The organism is Klebsiella planticola ATCC 33531 (assembly GCF_000735435.1).
GTDB lineage: Bacteria > Pseudomonadota > Gammaproteobacteria > Enterobacterales > Enterobacteriaceae > Klebsiella > Klebsiella planticola.
In genome coordinates, this window is sequence record NZ_JMPP01000024.1 from 203,649 (window position 1) to 223,253 (window position 19,605).

General features: G+C 53.5%; 17 protein-coding genes. 11 read left to right on the forward strand and 6 right to left on the reverse strand.

All coding sequences use genetic code 11. The features are described 5' to 3' along the window. Positions 1–837, reverse strand: a complete 837-nt coding sequence (gene fghA / locus GRPL_RS13745) for an S-formylglutathione hydrolase (RefSeq protein WP_032699115.1) — start codon at positions 835–837, stop codon at positions 1–3. A gap of 360 nt (positions 838–1,197) precedes the next feature. Here fghA and folE point away from each other — a divergent pair, with 360 nt between their 5' ends. The 6 genes from folE (at position 1,198) to mglC (ending at position 8,236) form a co-directional block, all read left to right on the forward strand. Next, entirely contained in the window at positions 1,198–1,866 is a 669-nt protein-coding gene (gene folE, locus GRPL_RS13740) for a GTP cyclohydrolase I FolE (RefSeq protein WP_004864775.1), read from the forward strand. A gap of 18 nt (positions 1,867–1,884) precedes the next feature. Further along, positions 1,885–3,042 carry a DUF418 domain-containing protein YeiB gene (yeiB, locus tag GRPL_RS13735; protein WP_032686707.1) on the forward strand — a complete coding sequence of 386 codons (1,158 nt, stop codon included), beginning with the start codon at positions 1,885–1,887 and terminating at the stop codon, positions 3,040–3,042. 155 nt (positions 3,043–3,197) lie between these two features. Beyond that, positions 3,198–4,220 carry an HTH-type transcriptional regulator GalS gene (gene galS / locus GRPL_RS13730; RefSeq protein WP_032686708.1) on the forward strand — a complete coding sequence of 341 codons (1,023 nt, stop codon included), beginning with the start codon at positions 3,198–3,200 and terminating at the stop codon, positions 4,218–4,220. A 293-nt stretch (positions 4,221–4,513) separates the two neighbouring features. Further along, positions 4,514–5,512, forward strand: coding sequence for a galactose/glucose ABC transporter substrate-binding protein MglB (mglB, locus tag GRPL_RS13725; protein WP_004864769.1), 999 nt, complete (start codon positions 4,514–4,516; stop codon positions 5,510–5,512). A 177-nt stretch (positions 5,513–5,689) separates the two neighbouring features. After that, positions 5,690–7,210 carry a galactose/methyl galactoside ABC transporter ATP-binding protein MglA gene (gene mglA / locus GRPL_RS13720; protein WP_004864767.1) on the forward strand — a complete coding sequence of 507 codons (1,521 nt, stop codon included), beginning with the start codon at positions 5,690–5,692 and terminating at the stop codon, positions 7,208–7,210. A 15-nt stretch (positions 7,211–7,225) separates the two neighbouring features. Further along, entirely contained in the window at positions 7,226–8,236 is a 1,011-nt protein-coding gene (gene mglC, locus GRPL_RS13715; RefSeq protein ID WP_004864765.1) for a galactose/methyl galactoside ABC transporter permease MglC, read from the forward strand. Between the two features lie 251 nt (positions 8,237–8,487). Here mglC and sanA read toward each other — a convergent pair whose 3' ends face one another. From sanA to GRPL_RS13695, 4 genes are all read right to left on the reverse strand, one after another. Beyond that, positions 8,488–9,201, reverse strand: coding sequence for an outer membrane permeability protein SanA (gene sanA, locus GRPL_RS13710; protein WP_004864763.1), 714 nt, complete (start codon positions 9,199–9,201; stop codon positions 8,488–8,490). 126 nt (positions 9,202–9,327) lie between these two features. Next, positions 9,328–10,212, reverse strand: a complete 885-nt coding sequence (cdd, locus tag GRPL_RS13705; RefSeq protein ID WP_032686709.1) for a cytidine deaminase — start codon at positions 10,210–10,212, stop codon at positions 9,328–9,330. A 127-nt stretch (positions 10,213–10,339) separates the two neighbouring features. Beyond that, a complete protein-coding gene (locus GRPL_RS13700; protein WP_004864760.1) occupies positions 10,340–11,035 on the reverse strand; it encodes a CidB/LrgB family autolysis modulator in 696 nt (231 codons plus the stop codon). Next, complete coding sequence (locus GRPL_RS13695; protein ID WP_004864758.1) at positions 11,025–11,432, reverse strand: CidA/LrgA family protein; 408 nt, start codon at positions 11,430–11,432, stop codon at positions 11,025–11,027. Before GRPL_RS13695 ends, GRPL_RS13700 begins: the two co-directional genes overlap by 11 nt. 370 nt (positions 11,433–11,802) lie before the next feature. On the opposite strand from GRPL_RS13695, the gene dusC reads away from it, so the two are divergent. Further along, complete coding sequence (dusC, locus tag GRPL_RS13690) at positions 11,803–12,735, forward strand: tRNA dihydrouridine(16) synthase DusC (protein ID WP_032686710.1); 933 nt, start codon at positions 11,803–11,805, stop codon at positions 12,733–12,735. 353 nt (positions 12,736–13,088) lie between these two features. After that, positions 13,089–14,453, forward strand: coding sequence for a carbohydrate porin (locus tag GRPL_RS13685; protein WP_032686711.1), 1,365 nt, complete (start codon positions 13,089–13,091; stop codon positions 14,451–14,453). 42 nt (positions 14,454–14,495) lie between these two features. Here GRPL_RS13685 and GRPL_RS13680 read toward each other — a convergent pair whose 3' ends face one another. Further along, positions 14,496–15,356, reverse strand: a complete 861-nt coding sequence (locus GRPL_RS13680) for a helix-turn-helix transcriptional regulator (RefSeq protein WP_046852040.1) — start codon at positions 15,354–15,356, stop codon at positions 14,496–14,498. Positions 15,357–15,566: 210 nt separating this feature from the next. Between GRPL_RS13680 and GRPL_RS13675 the strand changes: the two genes are divergently transcribed. From GRPL_RS13675 to bglG, 3 genes are all read left to right on the forward strand, one after another. Then, complete coding sequence (locus GRPL_RS13675) at positions 15,567–16,895, forward strand: glycoside-pentoside-hexuronide (GPH):cation symporter (protein WP_228134576.1); 1,329 nt, start codon at positions 15,567–15,569, stop codon at positions 16,893–16,895. A gap of 19 nt (positions 16,896–16,914) precedes the next feature. Continuing rightward, the gene (locus tag GRPL_RS13670) at positions 16,915–18,594 is read left to right on the forward strand and encodes a glycoside hydrolase family 43 protein (RefSeq protein WP_032699117.1); all 1,680 of its coding nucleotides are present in this window, start codon (positions 16,915–16,917) and stop codon (positions 18,592–18,594) included. Between the two features lie 164 nt (positions 18,595–18,758). Next, positions 18,759–19,592 carry a transcriptional antiterminator BglG gene (gene bglG / locus GRPL_RS13665; RefSeq protein ID WP_004864750.1) on the forward strand — a complete coding sequence of 278 codons (834 nt, stop codon included), beginning with the start codon at positions 18,759–18,761 and terminating at the stop codon, positions 19,590–19,592. Positions 19,593–19,605: the final 13 nt, after the last annotated feature.

Here is a 19,605-nt window from a genome sequence, read left to right on the forward strand (position 1 = left end):
TCAGGCCTGCAGATAGCGGGCATGAAAACGCAGATGATCTTCGATAAATGAAGCAATGAAATAGTAGCTGTGATCGTAGCCGGGCTGAATTCGCAGGGTTAACGGCCACGCTTTCTGCCGCGCGCACTCCGCCAGCACCGCCGGCTGCAGCTGCAGCGCGAGGAATGTGTCGCTATCGCCCTGGTCTATCAGCGTCGGAATGGCGTCATCGGGCTGGCTGGCCTGCATTAATGCGCAGCTGTCCCATGCCTGCCAGGTCGACTCATCGGCACCCAGATAGGCGGTGAAGGCTTTTTGCCCCCAGGGAACCTGCGCAGGGTTAACGATAGGCGCGAAAGCGGAAACGCTGGTAAAACGGCCCGGGTTTTTCAGCACCATGATCAGCGCGCCGTGTCCGCCCATCGAGTGACCGCTGATTGCGCAGCGCTCGCTGACGTTAAACTGCGAACGGATGAGCTGCGGCAGTTCGTCACGCAGGTAGTCGTACATATGGAAATGCGCAGACCACGGTGCTTCGCTGGCATTCAGGTAAAAACCTGCGCCTTTGCCCAGATCCCAGCCGGTATCGTCGGCGACATCATCGCCGCGAGGGCTGGTATCCGGCATCACCAGCACAAGGCCGAGTTCGGCGGCGACACGCTGGGCGCCCGCTTTGGTGGTGAAGTTTTCATCATTGCAGGTCAGGCCTGACAGCCAGTAGAGCACCGGCGGCGGCGTCTCATCGCGCAGGGGAGGTAAAAAAATACTGAACGTCATTGCACAGTTCAGGGTACTGGAGTCGTGCCGCCAGCGTTGCTGCCGACCTTCATAACAGCGATGCTCTTCAAGCAATTCCATGCAGGGCTCCTCAGGAAGGTAAATGCGGGTGTCAGGTCATAATACAGATATTTCATCTACCTGTGAGCAACTTTCACTTCCTCCCTTGAGGAACATATTGCATCATTAATGCAACTTTTAGCCAACATGCCCGCCCGCCGGAAATGGCGCAATACCGCGTAGCGGTAAGCGGCTGAGTGAAAGGCGGACAGGGCGAGTTTAATCAGCGGCAGGCGGGGCCCGTCGCGAGGGATCAATAGCTCACGCAAATTTCAATAATTATCGTTTCGGCTACTAGATTATGTGCGCCACCTCACGCACAATGAATGCAAACTTTGCCCGCAGAAGAGCAAAGAGCGCCACACCTGCAGGAGAACCTAAATGTCAGCACTGAGTAAAGAAGCCATACTCGTTCATGAAGCGCTGGTCGCTCGTGGGCTGGAGACGCCGCTGCGTCCGCCAGTACAAGAAATTGATAATGAAACTCGCAAGAGCTTGATTGCCGGACACATGACCGAGATTATGCAACTGCTGAATCTTGATCTAACTGATGACAGCCTGATGGAAACGCCACGACGCATCGCGAAAATGTACGTCGATGAGATTTTTTCCGGGCTGGATTATGCCAGGTTCCCAAAAATCACCGTTATCGAAAACAAGATGCAGGTCGATGAAATGGTAACCGTGCGCGATATTACCTTGACCAGCACCTGTGAACACCACTTTGTCACTATTGATGGGAAAGCGACGGTAGCCTATATCCCGAAAGATTCGGTCATCGGCCTGTCGAAAATCAACCGTATCGTGCAGTTCTTCTCTCAGCGCCCGCAGGTGCAGGAGCGACTGACTCAGCAGATTTTAACGGCGCTGCAGACGCTGCTGGGCACCAGCAACGTTGCGGTATCCATTGATGCGGTGCATTACTGCGTCAAAGCGCGCGGTATCCGTGATGCCACCAGCGCCACGACGACGACCTCACTGGGCGGCCTGTTTAAATCCAGTCAGAATACTCGCCAGGAGTTCCTGCGCGCCGTACGTCACCACAACTAAAAATACGGAGCAGGGCAGATGGAGCGAAATGTCACGCTGGACTTTGTGCGCGGCGTCGCCATCCTCGGGATCCTGCTTCTCAATATCAGCGCCTTCGGCTTGCCGAAGGCCGCCTACCTTAACCCGGCGTGGTCCGGGAGCCTTTCCCTCAGTGACGCCTGGACCTGGGCGATTCTCGATCTGTTTGCGCAGGTCAAATTCCTGACGCTGTTTGCCTTGCTGTTTGGCGCCGGATTACAGATGCTGCTGCCTCGCGGCAAGCGCTGGATCCAGTCGCGCCTCACGCTCCTGGCGCTGCTGGGTTTTATCCACGGTCTGTTTTTCTGGGATGGCGATATCCTGCTGGCCTATGCGCTAGTGGGGCTGGTGGCGTGGCGCATGGTGCGCGATGCGCATCACATCAAATCGCTGTTTAACACCGGCGTCGTGCTCTACGTCATCGGTGTTGCGGTACTCGTGCTGCTCGGTGTGATTTCTGGCGATGCGCCAAACCGTTCATGGGTGCCCGATGCGGCGAATTTACAGTATGAGCAATACTGGAAGCTGAACGGTGGGCTGGAGGCGGTCAGCAACCGTGCCGATATGCTCTCTGATAACCTGCTGGCGCTGGGGGCGCAGTACGGCTGGCAGCTGGCGGGGATGATGCTGATGGGCGCGGCGCTGATGCGCAGCGGCTGGTTAAAAGGGCAGTTTAGCCTCAGCCACTATCGCCGCACCGGCGCACTGCTGATTGTCGCCGGCATGGTCGTCAATCTGCCGGCTATTTTTGCCCAGTGGCATCTGGGGTGGAATCCTCGCTGGTGTGCGTTCCTGTTACAGGCTCCTCGCGAGCTGGGGGCGCCGCTGCAGACAATAGGCTATGCCTCGCTGGCATGGGGCTTCTGGCCGCAGCTGTGCAGGCTGCGGCTGGTGGGGGCTATCGCCTGCGTCGGGCGGATGGCGCTTACCAACTATCTGCTGCAAACGCTGATCTGTACCACTATTTTTTACCGTTTTGGCCTGTTTATGAAGTTTGACCGCCTGCAGCTGCTGGCTTTCGTTGTCCCGGTCTGGGCGGTAAATATGACCTTCTCTCTCTTTTGGCTACGCCATTTCCGTCAGGGGCCGGTGGAATGGCTGTGGCGTCAGTTGACCCTGCGTGCGTCGGGGACATCACTAAAAAACACATCCAGATAACGATCTCGATCACAATCATTAACAAAACGGATGTAACCGTTTCCAGGCTTGTGACATCACTCACGTAGCGTGCAGCACGTCGCTGCCAGAATAGCCACCTTGCTGAACACAGGAGGTGGGTGTGACGTATTGCAATTCTCTTAAGGGCGGTAAGCATGATCACCATTCGTGATGTCGCCCGTCAGGCGGGCGTTTCCGTGGCGACCGTCTCGCGCGTGCTGAACAACAGCGCGCTGGTGAGCCCGGATACGCGGGAAAATGTAATGAAAGCGGTAACGCAGCTGGGCTACCGGCCGAACGCCAACGCGCAGGCGCTGGCGACACAGGTCAGCGACACCATTGGCGTGGTGGTGATGGATGTGTCGGATGCCTTTTTCGGCGCGCTGGTCAAAGCGGTGGATACGGTCGCTCAGCAGCACCAGAAATATGTGTTGATCGGCAATAGCTACCATGAGGCGGAAAAAGAGCGTCATGCCATCGAGGTACTGATTCGCCAGCGCTGTTCCGCGCTTATCGTACATTCCAAAGCCCTCAGCGATGAAGAGCTTGGCGACTTCATGGAGCATATCCCGGGGATGGTGCTGATTAACCGCATTGTGCCCGGCTACGCGCACCGCTGCGTGGGGCTGGATAACGTCAGCGGGGCGCTGATGGCCACACGGATGCTGCTGAACCACGGCCACCAGCGAATCGGCTACCTCTCCTCAAACCATGGCATTGAAGATGACGATATGCGCCGGGAAGGGTGGATTAAGGCGTTACAGGAACAAAACATTATCGCGCCAGACAGCTGGATCGGCTCGGGCACGCCGGATATGCAGGGCGGAGAAGCGGCTATGGTTGAGCTGCTGGGGCGCAATTTAGGCCTGACCGCGGTCTTTGCCTACAATGACAGCATGGCGGCCGGGGCGCTGACGACGCTCAAAGATAACGGCATTGCGGTACCGCAGCATTTGTCGCTGATCGGTTTTGACGACATCCCAATTTCTCGTTACACCGACCCACAGCTGACGACCGTGCGCTATCCTGTTATGTCAATGGCGAAGCTGGCAACGGAGCTGGCGCTGCTGGGGGCGGCAGGCAAACTGGATCATGAAGCGCGTCATTGCTTTATGCCAACGCTGGTGCGCCGTCATTCGGTGATGCCGCGGCAAATTGCGGGGCCGATCACTAACTGATGATGTGCCTTATGTAACCGCTTTCAATCTGTGAGTAAATTCACAGTATATTAACATTCAACTGATTATGATGGCCTCGTTTACCAGTCTGAACCACTATGTCACGGTGATTAATCACTTTTACCGTAGGAATAAGGCGCTAAACGCTTAATTAAGTCGTATTTCTGGAGCGTTACCCTACACGGAAGACAGAATTTACAGTCGTGAATGTTGTTGTGCGGTAACACTAATGTAACAAGTCCCCGCCAGCTATTTTCACACCAACGACCCTGCATAATAAAACCGGAGATTCCATGAATAAGAAGGTGTTAACCCTGTCTGCTGTTATGGCTAGCATGTTATTTGGCGCCGCGGCACACGCAGCGGATACCCGCATCGGCGTAACCATTTATAAATATGACGACAACTTTATGTCGGTCGTGCGCAAGGCGATTGAGAAAGACGGCAAATCAGCGCCGGACGTTCAGCTGCTGATGAATGACTCGCAGAATGACCAGTCCAAACAGAACGATCAGATTGACGTCCTGCTGGCAAAAGGGGTGAAGGCGCTGGCGATTAACCTGGTGGACCCGGCAGCGGCTGGCACCGTTATCGAAAAAGCGCGCGGCCAGAACGTACCGGTGGTGTTCTTTAACAAAGAGCCGTCCCGCAAAGCGCTGGACAGCTATGACAAAGCCTTCTACGTCGGTACTGACTCCAAAGAGTCCGGGATTATTCAGGGCGACCTGATTGCCAAGCACTGGAAAGCTAATCCGAACTGGGATCTGAACAAAGACGGTCAGATTCAGTATGTCCTGCTGAAAGGCGAGCCGGGCCACCCGGATGCTGAAGCGCGTACCACCTACGTGGTGAAAGAGCTGAATGACAAAGGTCTGAAGACTCAGCAGCTGCAGATGGACACCGCGATGTGGGATACCGCTCAGGCGAAAGATAAGATGGATGCCTGGCTGTCTGGTCCGAACGCTAACAAAATTGAAGTGGTTATCGCCAACAACGATGCGATGGCAATGGGCGCGGTTGAAGCGCTGAAGGCCCACAATAAGAGCAGCATTCCGGTATTCGGCGTCGATGCCCTGCCTGAAGCGCTGGCGCTGGTAAAATCTGGCGCGATGGCCGGTACGGTGCTGAACGATGCTAACAACCAGGCGAAGGCTACCTTCGATCTGGCGAAAAACCTGGCCGATGGTAAAGAAGCGGCAGCGGGTACTAACTGGAAGATTGAGAATAAGATCGTCCGCGTACCTTATGTTGGCGTAGATAAAGACAATCTGAGCCAGTTTATCGGTAAATAATTATTGAGTTACGGGCGTGAGCTCTCCCGGAACAGGTCGGGTTGCCGAAAAGCGAAGGCGGCGGCAACCTGAAATACTCCGGATATTCGCGCCCGATTATTCCTGATACAGAACCCGACCCCGATGGCGACGCGTATGCGTCGGTAGGGGTGTGCATGAACGCAGCCAGGTATAACTATGGTCAGCAATAATAGCGAACGGTCAGGCGAATTCTTGTTGGAAATGAGCAATATCAACAAATCGTTTCCTGGCGTCAAGGCACTCGATAATGTCAATCTGAAAGTCCGTCCTCATTCTATTCATGCATTAATGGGAGAGAACGGTGCGGGTAAGTCGACATTATTAAAATGCCTTTTTGGAATCTATCAAAAAGATTCCGGTAGTATTCTTTTTCAGGGAAAAGAGATCGATTTCCATTCAGCGAAAGAAGCGTTGGAAAACGGTATTTCTATGGTTCACCAGGAGTTAAACCTGGTATTGCAACGTTCGGTGATGGACAACATGTGGCTGGGGCGTTATCCCACTAAAGGCGTGTTTGTCGATCAGGAAAAAATGTATCGTGATACCAAGGGGATATTTGATGAACTGGATATTGATATCGATCCGCGCGCCCGCGTCGGCACGTTATCAGTATCGCAGATGCAGATGATTGAAATCGCCAAGGCATTTTCTTATGACGCGAAAATTGTCATTATGGATGAGCCTACGTCATCACTGACGGAGAAAGAAGTTAATCACCTGTTTAAGATTATCCGTAAGCTGAAAGAACGCGGCTGCGGTATTGTCTATATTTCTCACAAGATGGAAGAGATCTTTCAGCTGTGCGATGAAATAACGATTTTGCGTGATGGTCAGTGGATTGCCACCCAGCCGCTGGAAGGCCTGGATATGGATAAGATCATCGCCATGATGGTGGGGCGCTCGTTAACCCAGCGCTTCCCGGAGAAGCACAATACGCCGGGTGAAACCATTCTGGAAGTGCGCAACCTGACCTCGCTGCGTCAGCCATCGATTCGCGATGTCTCCTTCGATCTGCGAAAAGGAGAGATCCTCGGTATCGCCGGGCTGGTGGGAGCGAAGCGTACCGATATTGTCGAAACACTTTTCGGGATCCGCGAAAAATCAGGCGGCACGATTACGCTGCACGGCAAGAAGATCAATAACCATAGCGCGAATGAAGCAATTAATCATGGTTTTGCGTTAGTCACCGAAGAACGCCGTTCCACCGGTATATATGCTTATCTGGATATCGGCTTTAACTCGCTGATCTCCAATATTAAGAAATATAAAAACAAGGTGGGTCTGCTGGACAATTCCCGCATGAAAAGCGATACCCAGTGGGTGATTGATTCGATGCGCGTGAAAACCCCCGGCCAGCATACGCAAATTGGTTCGTTGTCCGGTGGTAACCAGCAAAAGGTTATTATTGGTCGCTGGCTTTTAACCCAGCCGGAAATTCTGATGCTTGATGAACCTACGCGCGGGATTGATGTTGGCGCGAAGTTCGAAATTTATCAGCTGATTGCTGAGCTGGCGAAGAAAAATAAAGGGATCATCATTATTTCCTCCGAGATGCCGGAGCTGCTGGGTATTACCGACCGTATTCTGGTTATGAGCAACGGTCTTGTTGCCGGAATTGTTGAGACAAAAACTACTACGCAGAACGAAATTTTACGTCTTGCGTCGTTGCATCTTTAAGAGCAGGGGCTTCTCATGAGTGCGTTAAATAAAAAAAGTTTTCTCACGTACCTGAAAGACGGTGGGATTTACGTTGTTCTTTTGGTTTTGCTGGCGATTATTATTTTCCAGGACCCGACGTTCTTAAGTTTGCTGAACTTGAGTAACATCCTGACTCAGTCTTCGGTGCGTATTATTATCGCGCTCGGCGTTGCCGGGCTGATTGTGACCCAGGGTACCGACCTCTCTGCCGGTCGCCAGGTCGGGCTGGCGGCGGTTATCGCCGCAACCATGCTCCAGGCGGTCGATAATGCCAACAAGGTGTTCCCGGAGATGGCGACCATGCCGATTCCGCTGGTGATCCTGCTGGTCTGCGCGATCGGTGCGGTTATCGGGCTGATTAACGGGATCATTATCGCGTATCTGAACGTGACGCCGTTTATCACCACCCTCGGTACGATGATCATTGTCTACGGCATCAACTCCCTGTACTACGATTTTGTCGGCGCATCGCCTATTTCCGGCTTTGACAGCCACTTCTCGCACTTTGCGCAAGGGTTTATCGCGCTGGGATCGTTCCGCCTGTCGTACATTACGTTCTACGCGGCGATTGCGGTGTTCTTCGTGTGGATCCTGTGGAATAAAACCCGTTTTGGTAAAAATATTTTTGCCATCGGCGGTAACCCGGAAGCAGCGAAGGTTTCTGGCGTGAACGTGGCGCTGAACCTGCTGATGATTTATGCCCTGTCCGGTGTGTTCTATGCTTTTGGCGGTCTGCTGGAGGCCGGGCGTATCGGTTCGGCCACCAACAACCTCGGCTTTATGTATGAGCTGGATGCGATTGCGGCCTGCGTCGTTGGCGGCGTGTCGTTCAGCGGCGGTGTGGGTACGGTGCTTGGTGTGGTGACCGGGGTGATCATCTTCACCGTTATTAACTACGGCCTGACCTATATCGGCGTAAACCCCTACTGGCAGTACATCATCAAAGGGGCGATCATTATCTTCGCCGTGGCGCTGGATTCGTTGAAATACGCGCGCAAAAAATAATCGTCCGTTGTTATCCTGCCCGCGCCATTGGCGCGGGCTTTTTTTCGTCTTTTGATCACGGCCTGGGCGAAAGTGGGAGATTGTTGCCGCGGCCTCAGTCCGGTTGTTGGGGGACATGTCGTAGAGTGCGCTTAGCCCAAACTACCGTTTACCTGAACCAGGCTACGATAAACGGCTTACCGCGCAAGGCGGCATTCTGCAGAAGGGGATGGCGAACGGGCCGGGGGAAAGCATGCCGTCATCAACGACCGTCACTTACTCTTTTGCAGTTCCAGCAGCTGTTCTGGCGTGACGGCAGGATAGGACTGCGCTCCCTCAGGCACTTCCTGCAAAGTTGGTATCGGTATCAGCGGCCCTAAAAAGCGGGGTTCGCGTTTGAACACGTACAAATCTGCCAGCGCGCCAAACCGGGCGCCAAACTCGCGTAAACGCACGTTCCACATATCTTTCGGTGAAGGTACGGCGTAACACTGCGCCTGGATCCCCATATGCAGGGCGATAAACAGCGCTCGTTCGCAGTGGAAGCGCTGGGTAATGATAATAAAGTCGTTAGTATCGAAAACCTTGCGGGTGCGCACGATAGAGTCGAGGGTACGGAACCCGGCGTAATCGAGCACGATATCGGCGGGGTCGACGCCGCCTTTGATTAAATCGCGGCGCATGGTCATCGGTTCGTTGTAGCTTTGCAGCGCATTATCGCCGCTGAGCAGCAGGTAGTTCACCTTGCCGCTATTGTAAGCGTTCAGCGCCCCCTGAATACGATAGCGATAATACTGATTAATCACTCCGGTGCGATAGTACTTGGCGGTACCGAGCACCACCCCCACCTGGCGGTAGGGCAGATCCTGGAGTTCATCATAGATATAGGGAGCGGTTTTCCAGCTCATCCAACGGTCAAGACCCAGCACGGTCAACAGCAGCAGGCCGAACAGGACTAACAGGCTGTATAACACACGCTTTAACATTCACCTGACTCATGTGGACAATGGAGCTATCAGGCTACTTTACCCGCCGGGCAAGAGCAAGAAACCATCGTTTAATTGCGGGGATTTTCAACAATGCGGGCCGATGGGGCCCGCATGGCGGGTCATTTAGCCGAGCAGGACGCGATCAATATTGTGACAACCCAACGCTTTCAGCGTTGCGACGGTTGCATCCCACTGAATCAGCGCCGCATCGGCTTTCTCAGCCAGAATGGCGCGCTGAATATCCGGATAGTCATATCCGTTGAGGCTCAGCAGGTTGAGCGCTCCCTGCAGCGGCGGCAGCGTCGGGTTAAACGCCGCGTTTTCCGCATAGCTACCGGCGAAAATGGTGCCGTCTTTCAACTCCAGCGCCACGCCGGAAGGTGAGTGGCTGTAGGGCATATGGCAGCGGTTGGCTGCCTGAATAGCCGCCTGCGCCAGAGTGTCGCCGGTCAGCGGGAAACCATGATCCTGTTCATCCATCAGCAGCGTTTTAATCTCGAGGTCCTTCGGACCGAAGGCATCCGGCAGATAGTGCTGCAGCGAATGCGCTTCGCGACCCGGCAGATGAATACGCAGGACCTGGCTGCTGTTCAGCTCATTCATAAACTGACGACAGTGACCGCAGGGGGTGTAGTTGACGGTAATGGCATTCAGCGACTGTTCGCCGCGCAGCCACGCGTGGCTAATGGCGCTTTGCTCGGCGTGCACGGTTTGCTGCATCGTGGCGCCGAGGAACTCCATGTTGCCGCCAAAATACCAGCTACCGCTAATGCCGCGAGCGATGGCGCCAACGTTAAAATGGGAGAGGTCGGCGCGCGCACAGGCCGCCGCGAGCGGCAGCAGCGCAAAGGCCAGCGCGTCTTCATCAAGGCCCGTTGCGTTCCGCAGCGTCGCGACCTGGCCGGCATCCAGCAAAGCCGGGAAGTGCGGGTCGATCAGCATCGGTGCGATGGCCGCTTGCAGGTCTGCCGCCAGAAGGGGAAGAGCAGCTTGAAAACGTGGGTGCATGGCGTTGCCTCATAACAATGTAATGGGAATCTAGTGTACGGGCGGGGGTAGCCCGTATATGTGATTAATATCTCATTGTTTATGCAACATGTTTATGTTGCACCAATAAATGTGATGTAAATCACATTTATCCCACGATAGCCAGAATCAGCGGGAACAAAAAGGGGGCCACCAGCGACGTGATAATCCCGCACAGCACCAGTGCCAGGGAGCTGAACGCCCCTTCCTGATAATCCAGCTCCGCGCAGCGGGCGGTTCCCAGGGCATGCGATGCGGTCCCCATTGACAGGCCGCGCGAGGCTTTGGTGCGAATGCGCATCAGGTTAAGCAGGCTGTGGCCAAAAACCGCGCCGAGAATCCCCACGAAAATAACGCACACCGCGCTGATGGCCGGAATACCGCCAATGCTCCCGCTGACCGCCATAGCAATCGGCGTGGTGACCGATTTCGGCATAATAGACGCGGCGATTTGCGGTGTCGCCCCGAGCAGCAGCGCAACGGTGGTGCCGGTCACCATCGCGACGACGCTACCGATAAAACAGATCGTAATGATCGATTTCCAGCGGGCGCGGATCTGGTGCAGCTGCTCATACAACGGGAAGGCCAGCGCCACAACCGCAGGCTGAAGTAAATCGTTGAGAATTTTACTGCCCTGAAAATAGCGATCGTAGGAGATACCGCTGAGTAACAAAAAGGGGATGATCACGACCATCGCCACCAGCAGAGGATTTAGCAGCGGAAATTTAAACCGCGCGGCCAGCTTGCGGGCGAGGAAAAAAACGATCAGCGTCAGCGGCAAGGACCACCAGATTTCATGCATCATCTTTGACGTCCTCTGTTTGACCGACCACTTTACGCTCGCCGTGAACCAGATGTGAGCTCCAGCTCACCACCAGGAAGACCACTAATGTACTGATCGTGCAGGAGATTGCCACCGGGCCAAGCTGCGCACGCAGCAGATCCCAGTATTGCATGACGCCAACGCCGATGGGCACAAACAGCAGCGCCATATAGCGAATCAAGATGTTGCAGCCGGGGTTGACCCATTTCGGCGGCATAATCTGTAGCGCCAGAAGAACGAACAAAATCAGCATGCCGATGATGCTGCCGGGAATGGTAATGGGCAGCAGGGAAGCAATAAAAATCCCGGCGTATAAACAAGCATAGATCAGGACAAAAGCCCGCAGGTACTGCCAGATAATATTCAGCGATTTACTCATGGTAATAACCCTTGATGAACCGTATTCATCATACAATTAAACCTTGAAATGTGCTACCGATCACATCATGAATTCCAGGCATAGATTGAATAGAGTAATGGAACCTTCGGGCATGCGGAATGCATGTTGATAAATCCTGCGATAAATAATAGTGAAAACGGCTCAGGGAGAGCGGGGGGACCGCGCTTTAGCCCCGCCGCTCCGGCACAACCCTGCTGTTCGCTGCGCGGCAAATTAAGCCTGATACGCATGGCGCTATCCCTGCCTTATCACACGTTTCGACCGGTAAGCGCAGCCGAGCCACATTGAGATCTTTCAACCGACGCACAGAGGCGCTACCATAGCGCCTCTTTTTTTTCCGGGTAACAATATGCGTGTATTACTGGCGCCGATGGAAGGCGTGCTCGATTCGCTGGTGCGCGAGCTGCTGACCGAGGTTAACGATTACGATCTCTGCATCACCGAGTTTCTGCGGGTGGTGGATCAGCTGCTGCCGGTAAAATCGTTCTATAAACTGTGCCCGGAACTCCATCATCAAAGCCGCACGCCTTCCGGCACCCGCGTCCGGGTGCAGCTGCTGGGGCAATATCCGCAATGGCTGGCGGAAAATGCCGCGCGGGCGGTGGAGCTGGGCTCCTGGGGCGTCGACTTGAACTGCGGCTGTCCGTCAAAGCTGGTGAACGGCAGCGGCGGCGGGGCGACGCTGCTTAAAGATCCGGAGCTTATCTATCGTGGCGCAAAAGCGATGCGCGAAGCGGTACCGGATCATCTGCCGGTGACGGTCAAAATTCGCCTGGGCTGGGACAGCGGCGCACGCCAGTTCGAAATTGCCGATGCGGTAGAGCAGGCCGGCGCGACGGAGCTCGTGGTTCACGGACGCACGAAAGAAGACGCTTATAAAGCGGAGCGGATCAACTGGGCGGCGATTGGCGAAATCCGCCAGCGGCTGTCAATTCCGGTTGTCGCTAACGGCGAAATCTGGGACTGGCAAAGCGCACAGGAGTGTCTGGCGGTCACCGGCTGCGACTCGCTGATGATTGGTCGCGGCGCGCTGAACGTGCCAAATTTAAGCCGGGTCATCAAATATAATGAACCGCGCATGCCGTGGCCGCAGGTCGTGGAGCTACTGAAAAAATATACGCGTCTGGAAAAACAGGGCGATACCGGGCTGTATCATGTTGCGCGAATTAAACAGTGGCTCAGTTATTTGCGCAAAGAATATGATGAGGCGCTGGTCGTGTTTAATGAAATACGCACGCTGAAAACCTCGGCGGACATTGCGGTAGCCATTGCCCGTTATTAGGAAAGATTGTTAAATCGCTCACACTTTATTACTTCGGGACCATCTGCTGATGGGAATTTCCGTCGCTGAGTGATATTGTGCTAGTCATATATTCAGGGTTGCTACTGATACAGGCAAAACCTAAGCACTTCCGCCATTCGTGGCTGGAGTGCTTAGGTTTTTTTTTGCCTTTTATTTTTGAGGAATAAAATGGTTATTTAAAACAATAAGTTATTACCTGGTCGGTTGCTTCAACAAAGCAGTTGAATGGCTGGCAGGCCAGGTATTGAAAAAATAAATATAAAGACCAAAAACGGGCGGGTTTATTGCCTGGGGCCAGCTATTACCCTTATTCAGTCACAACGGATATCATTATGCACAACAAAAAAATAAATCACCTCCTGTTGATAGTGACATTTTCTCTGTTAACTCCCGGCGCTTTTGCCGCGGAAACGGAAAAATGGAACGGTACGGTATTAGGTTTTGAGAACCCGCAAAAAGGTCTGCTCGGAGAGATGTCAGGGATTCGTCCAATCCTTGAAGATAACGGATTTAATTATAATCTCGGTTACCTCAATGAAATGGGTTACAACGCCGGTGGCGGATATAATCATGACAAACAGCTGGCTTATATCGATCAGGTCGCTCTGACCTTTACGCAGGACCTGGAGCGCTGGACCGGGATCCCGGATGCACGCATCGAGGGAAATATCGTTAACCGTAACCACGATGACAACCTGACCACCCAGCGGTTACAGGATCCGCGGGTTAATTTTAACGATCTGGCGCAGGAGAGCTGGGGAGGTCAGTCGATTACTCGTCTTGGCTGGCTGACCTTTGCCCGTAGCTTTGATGACCGCCGTCTGACGTGGCGTATCGGCATGATGAATAAGGTGCAGACCTTCGATCAGATTATCCCCTGCGATTTCCAGCTGCTTTCACAGTGCGGCGGTAAGTCCGCCAACTCGATGACCTGGAACAACTGGAATGTCCATACCTGGGGAACGACCGTGGAATATAAGCTGACCCCGACGCTGACGCTGAAGGGCGGTGTCATGGAGCAAAACCCGGAGGCCTCCTCTCGCAGCCACGCGTGGAGCTGGTCGACAAAAGGCAGTAAAGGCATTCTGCTGCCGGTAGAGATTGAAGCGCGGCCGGTAATCAACGGCCTCTCCGGCGCGTATAACCTCGGTGTGCTCTACACCAACGCGCCGCAGAGCGATCTGTATACCGGAAAATCCGGCGGCCCCGGAGCCACTGACCCACAAGGATATGCGCAACACGATAGCACCTGGTTTCTGTATGCCGGGATGAACCAGCAGATAACCCGCCATGTCGACGACCCTGACCGCGGGATGAGCGTCTCGCTGAGCGGCAGCTATAGCGATCAGCGCAGCAACTACATCCATACCTCCGTGGCCGCATCAATGCGCTATCGCGGCCTCTTTGACGCCCGCCCGCAAGACTGGCTGGGCTTTGGCCTGACCTGGATGGATATGAGCAACCATTATGCGCGCAACCAGCAGTATATGAATGAGGTCAGCGGAGCTACGGACTACTACGCGGCGAACTATCAGCCGGTGGCCGGGCATTCGGTGAATGCTGAACTGTACTACCGCCTGCGTCCGGTTTCGTGGCTTGAGCTGCAGCCAGGCCTGCAGTACTGGCATCGCCCGGGCGGCGTCGCTCAGACTCAGGATGCCTGGGTAATCGAGTGGAAAACCGTGGTGACTTTCTGAATCGACAGGCCGACGGACATCTGCCCGCCGTGCGGGCGGGTGTTATCCGACGCGTCGGTTATCCAGACGGTCGCGAAATTCCAGCGGCGTGCAGCCGAGGTGCTGGCGGAAGCGTAAACAGAAATAGGCGCTATCGGTAAAGCCCGCGGTTTGGGCTACATCAACGATTTTTAGCTGGCTGGAGGTCAGCAGTTGTACCGCCACCTTGAGCTTACGCAGAAAAATATACTCTTTGAACGTCATGTTAAACAGCTGCTTAAACATGCGCGAAAAGTAGGACTTCGATACCTGGCACCGCTGCGCCGCCTCCAGCGTGGTGGTCTCCCAGGCTTTATGCTCTTCAATCTCATACACTAATTGCCGCACTCTGCTCACAAAGTCACTGCCGGGAGCATGGGGGAACGTCTCATCATCGTGGTCCAGGGAGAACACGAACTCCATCAGCAGAGCGATGCTTTTCAAAAATACCGCCTGGTTATCCGCTTTCTTTCCCAGACTCACGGCCCAGTCAAACAGTGCCGTCAACTGCCCGCCGGTCGCGGGATCCGGATACAGAACCCGGATGCGATCCTTTTGTCGGGAAAAATGGCTCACCGCCAGCGGATTGAGAAAATCAAATTCAAACTGGAACAGATAGCGGTTGTGATTGTACTCGGGAGTCAGGTACATCGCATGGGGGATCAGCGCCGGTACGAAAATCAGCGTGCCGTTTTTTATCGGGATCTGCCGATCGTTGATGCCAAAATAACCACAGGAACGATCGAACCACATTAATTCATACATAAAGTGAAAATGTGTCTTTACATCATCGCCAGAATACTCGGGGAGCTGATATTGCTGCAGGTAGTAGAGTTCTTGGGTCAGCGTAATGATATTTTCATATGTTACCGGGTCATCATGCATAAAACGCCTCCTTTTTTATACTATATGCCGATCGGCAAATAAAACAAAAAGCGTTCTTAATGTAAATGCGATAGCCATCACAGGGCAGGTTCACTTTTATTATATAGCTATCCTCTATTTATACATATTGAGGGAGGAGACGGGACTACAATGGCCTTGTCAGCAGCAACAACCTTTCTTTGTATGGGGCTATCATCAATGAACAGAATAATGCCATTAAACTGGTATCAGAAAATGGGCTATGGACTTGGAGACACCGCCTGTAATTTGGTATGGTCATCCATCATGTTATTTATGGCCTATTTTTATACGGATATATTTGGTTTGTCACCGGCGCATATGGGGACGATGTTTTTAGCCGTTCGGGTAATTGATGCTTTTTTTGATGTGGGGATCGGCGCGGTGACTGACCGCACGCGCACTAAATATGGCCAGTTTCGTCCTTATTTGCTGTGGTTTGCGATTCCGTTTGGCGTAATGTGCATGCTGACCTTTTACACGCCTGATTTTTCCTATACCGGCAAGCTGATTTACGCCTATTGTTCTTATACCCTGCTATCGCTGTTATATAGCGCCATTAATGTTCCCTATTGCGCGATGATTAACAATATCAGCCAGAGCTCCGTCGAACGGGTATCGTTGCAATCCTGGCGCTTCGCCATGAGCTCCGCAGGTGGGCTATTAGTCTCAGTGGCCGCGCTTCCCGCGGTGGCATGGCTGGGGAAAGGAAATATCCAGAATGGCTATTTTTATGCCATGGTGCTGATTAGCAGCCTGGGTATTATTTTGTTTTACCTCTGTTTCTTCCTGACCAAAGAGACCTCGATCGCGACAATCGATGCCAATCGCGGGAGTCTGTTGCAGGATCTGCGTATATTATTGAAAAACCGGGACTGGCGCATCCTCTTTACGCTTAACGTCGTCAATCTGGTCGCGGTTATCTTTAAAATGGGGATCATTATTTACTTCTGTAATTACGTTTTGCGACGCAGCGACCTGAGCAGCATGATGATCACCATATCAATTGTTTCCGGGTTGGCCGGGACCATTTTATCGGTCTATATTTTTCGTGGTATGGATAAGGTTCGGGGATTTAAGCTGGCGATGTTGTTCGAGGCGATATTACTGGCGCTGCTCTATTTCTTTTCCCAGTCGTCGCTAATTATTATTTTTGCTTTTATTTTTGCGATTAATTTTATTCAACTGGCGGCCACGCCATTGCAGTGGGCGATGCTTTCGGATGTCGTTGATGCGATTGAAAGAGATACCGGTAAGAAAATGAGTGGTATCGTTTTTTCAACCAATCTTTTTGCCATCAAATTAGGTATTGCAATCGGCGGTGCGCTGATGGGCTGGCTATTGTCATGGAGTGGTTATATCGGTGGCGCGGCGCAGCAACCGCAGGCGGCAATTCTGACAATTAAATTAATTTTTACCATATTACCGGCGGTTCTGGTGCTGGCGTTGGTGCTCATTATGCGCCGTTATTCTTTATCCGATCGCTCGCTGGCGATGGTGGAAAAAACCAGTACGTTATAATTTAAAAAGGACGTGGTTAATGATTAAAAATCCAGTATTAGGTGGTTTTAATCCTGATCCGGCAATCTGTCGGCGGGGCGCTGACTATTATATTGCCGTTTCGTCATTCGAATGGTTTCCTGGTATTCCGGTCTATCATTCCACCGATTTAGAGAACTGGACGTTACGTACCCATGTGCTCAACGATCCGCAAACGTTGGATCTGCGCAAGCTGCGCTCCGCCAAAGGTATCTGGGCGCCGTGTCTCACCTGGTGTGAAGCCGACCAGCTCTTTTACGTGGTTTACGGCATCATGAACGCCATGAATGGCCGCTATTTTGATGTCGATAACTATCTGGTCACCGCCGCGGAGATTAGCGGTCCATGGAGCGAGCCGGTCTATATCCACTCCGTGGGCTATGACGCCTCTGTTTTCCACGACGATGACGGTAGAAAATGGATCGTCGCCGTCGATTGGGAGACCCGGGATGACTATAGCGGGGCGATCTCGATCGTGGAGTACGATCCGCTGGCGAAAGCGCCGGTTGGCTATCCGCAGCGGATCTGGCAAGGGGTGTATGGCATGGCGGAAGGGGCGCATATCACCCGGCGCAATGGCTATTATTACATCATGTGCGCCGAGGGCGGCACTGGCTACGGCCACTGCGTAACCCTCGGACGGGCGCGGCATATTCTGGGCCCTTATGAAAAAGATCCGCAAAGCCCGCTGCTAACCTCGGCGCGAGCGGAGGATTTGCAAAAGCCGGTGCATATCGAGAAAACCTCCGCATCGGCGTTTGATAAAGACTATCTGCGGCGGGAGTGTTTTAATCCGGCATCGGCGCTGCAAAAATCCGGTCACGCCAGCTATGTCGAAGATGATCATGGGAATGTCATCGTAGCCCACCTGTGCGCCCGACCGCTGCTTCCGGAACTGGCTTGTACGCTGGGACGAGAGACCGCACTTCAAAAAATGCGCTGGACTCCGGAGGGGTGGCTGCGCCTGAGTGCGGGCGGCAACCTGGCGCAGGAATATGTCGAAATAGGGCCATCGACCGCGGTTGATGAGCAGGCTGAACGGGTTGAGCGGGTTGATTTTTCTGCGCAGGGATTGTCGCTGGAGTGGTACGCGCCGCGCATTCCGGCTGCGGACTTCACGCGCTATGCGCCCGAAGAAGGGTATCTGTCGCTACGCGGTCAGGAGTCGCTGTGTTCTGAGAACCGCGTCAGTCTGCTGGCGCGGAAACTGACCTCGGTGTACGCCACGCTGACGGCATGCATGGATTTTCAACCCGAGGTGTTCCAGCACAGCGCCGGACTGGTGCTGTACTACGACAACATGAACTATCTGTTCCTGCAGAAAACCTTTGACGATCGGCAGCGCTGCTCACGTTTTTATATTATTCATGTCGATAACGGTCTGAAGCGGGAAGATCATCTGGCAACGGTGTCCGGCGTGGATGGCCCGGTTTATCTGCGGCTGGCGATTGACGGAAAGTCGACGCGGTTTTTCTGGTCGCCAGACAATCAGACCTTCCACGCCATAGGCCAGACCTACAGCACCGCCTTGTTTTCTGATGAATACAGCCGCTATGGCGAATTTACCGGCGCGTTTGTCGGTATTGGCTGCGTGGATTCCGCCTACCATCGGCGACAGGCGTCGTTTTATTCGCTGGAATACCGCGCCTTTGAGCAGCGCTCGTTACCACAACCGGAGTAGATAAGTGGATTAGTCGCGATCCGTATCACGTTTTTCTGCTTCGCGGGTTGAGACGGCGGAAGAAATTGCTACAGTGCGGGTGTTGGATTGCTACTGCTTCGGCAGGCAAAACCTGATTTCCCGGCATTTGTCGGGGGTCAGGTTTTTTTGTTTCTGGGGTTCATATGCAAATCGCCAAAGTTCTTAATAATAATGTGGTGGTTGTTTTAGATGAGCAGCGACGCGAACAGGTGGTGATGGGGCGAGGGCTAGCCTTTCAGAAACGCGTCGGCGACTCACTGGACGAAAGTAAAATTGAAAAGATCTTCGCGCTACAGAGCGATGAACTGGTTGGCCGTTTAGGTGAATTACTCAGTCAGATACCGTTAGAAGTGATGACCACCTGCGATCGGATTATTGAACTGGCGCGCGGGCGGTTAGGTAAGTTGCAGGAGAGCCTGTATATCACCCTGACCGATCACTGCCATTTTGCCATTGAACGGCAAAAGAATGGGGTGACGATCCGCAACGTACTGCTGTGGGAAATTAAGCGGCTTTATCCGAAGGAATTTGAGCTCGGGCAGGAGGCGCGGGCGATTATCGCCAGGCGGCTCGGCGTTGAGCTCGCCGAAGATGAGGCCGGGTTTATTGCGCTGCACCTGGTCACCGCGCAGCTCAACAGCGAAATGCCGGAAGTGATGCATGTCACCCGGGTAATGCAGGAAATCCTGCAGCTGGTGAAGTATCAACTGCAGTTGAACTATGACGAAGAGTCGCTGAGCTACCAGCGCTTTGTCACTCACCTGAAGTTTTTCGCCCAGCGGATGCTGACGCGCACGGTGGTCGCAGATGATGATGTCACCTTGCACAGTGCGGTGAAAGATAACTACGCCAAAGCGTGGAAATGTGCAGAAACCGTCGCGATTCATCTACAGAAAAGCTATCAGCGGTCGCTGACGACGGAAGAAATTATGTTTCTCGCCATCCATATCGAGCGGGTGAGAAAAGAAGGGCGTTAACTCCCTTTATCTG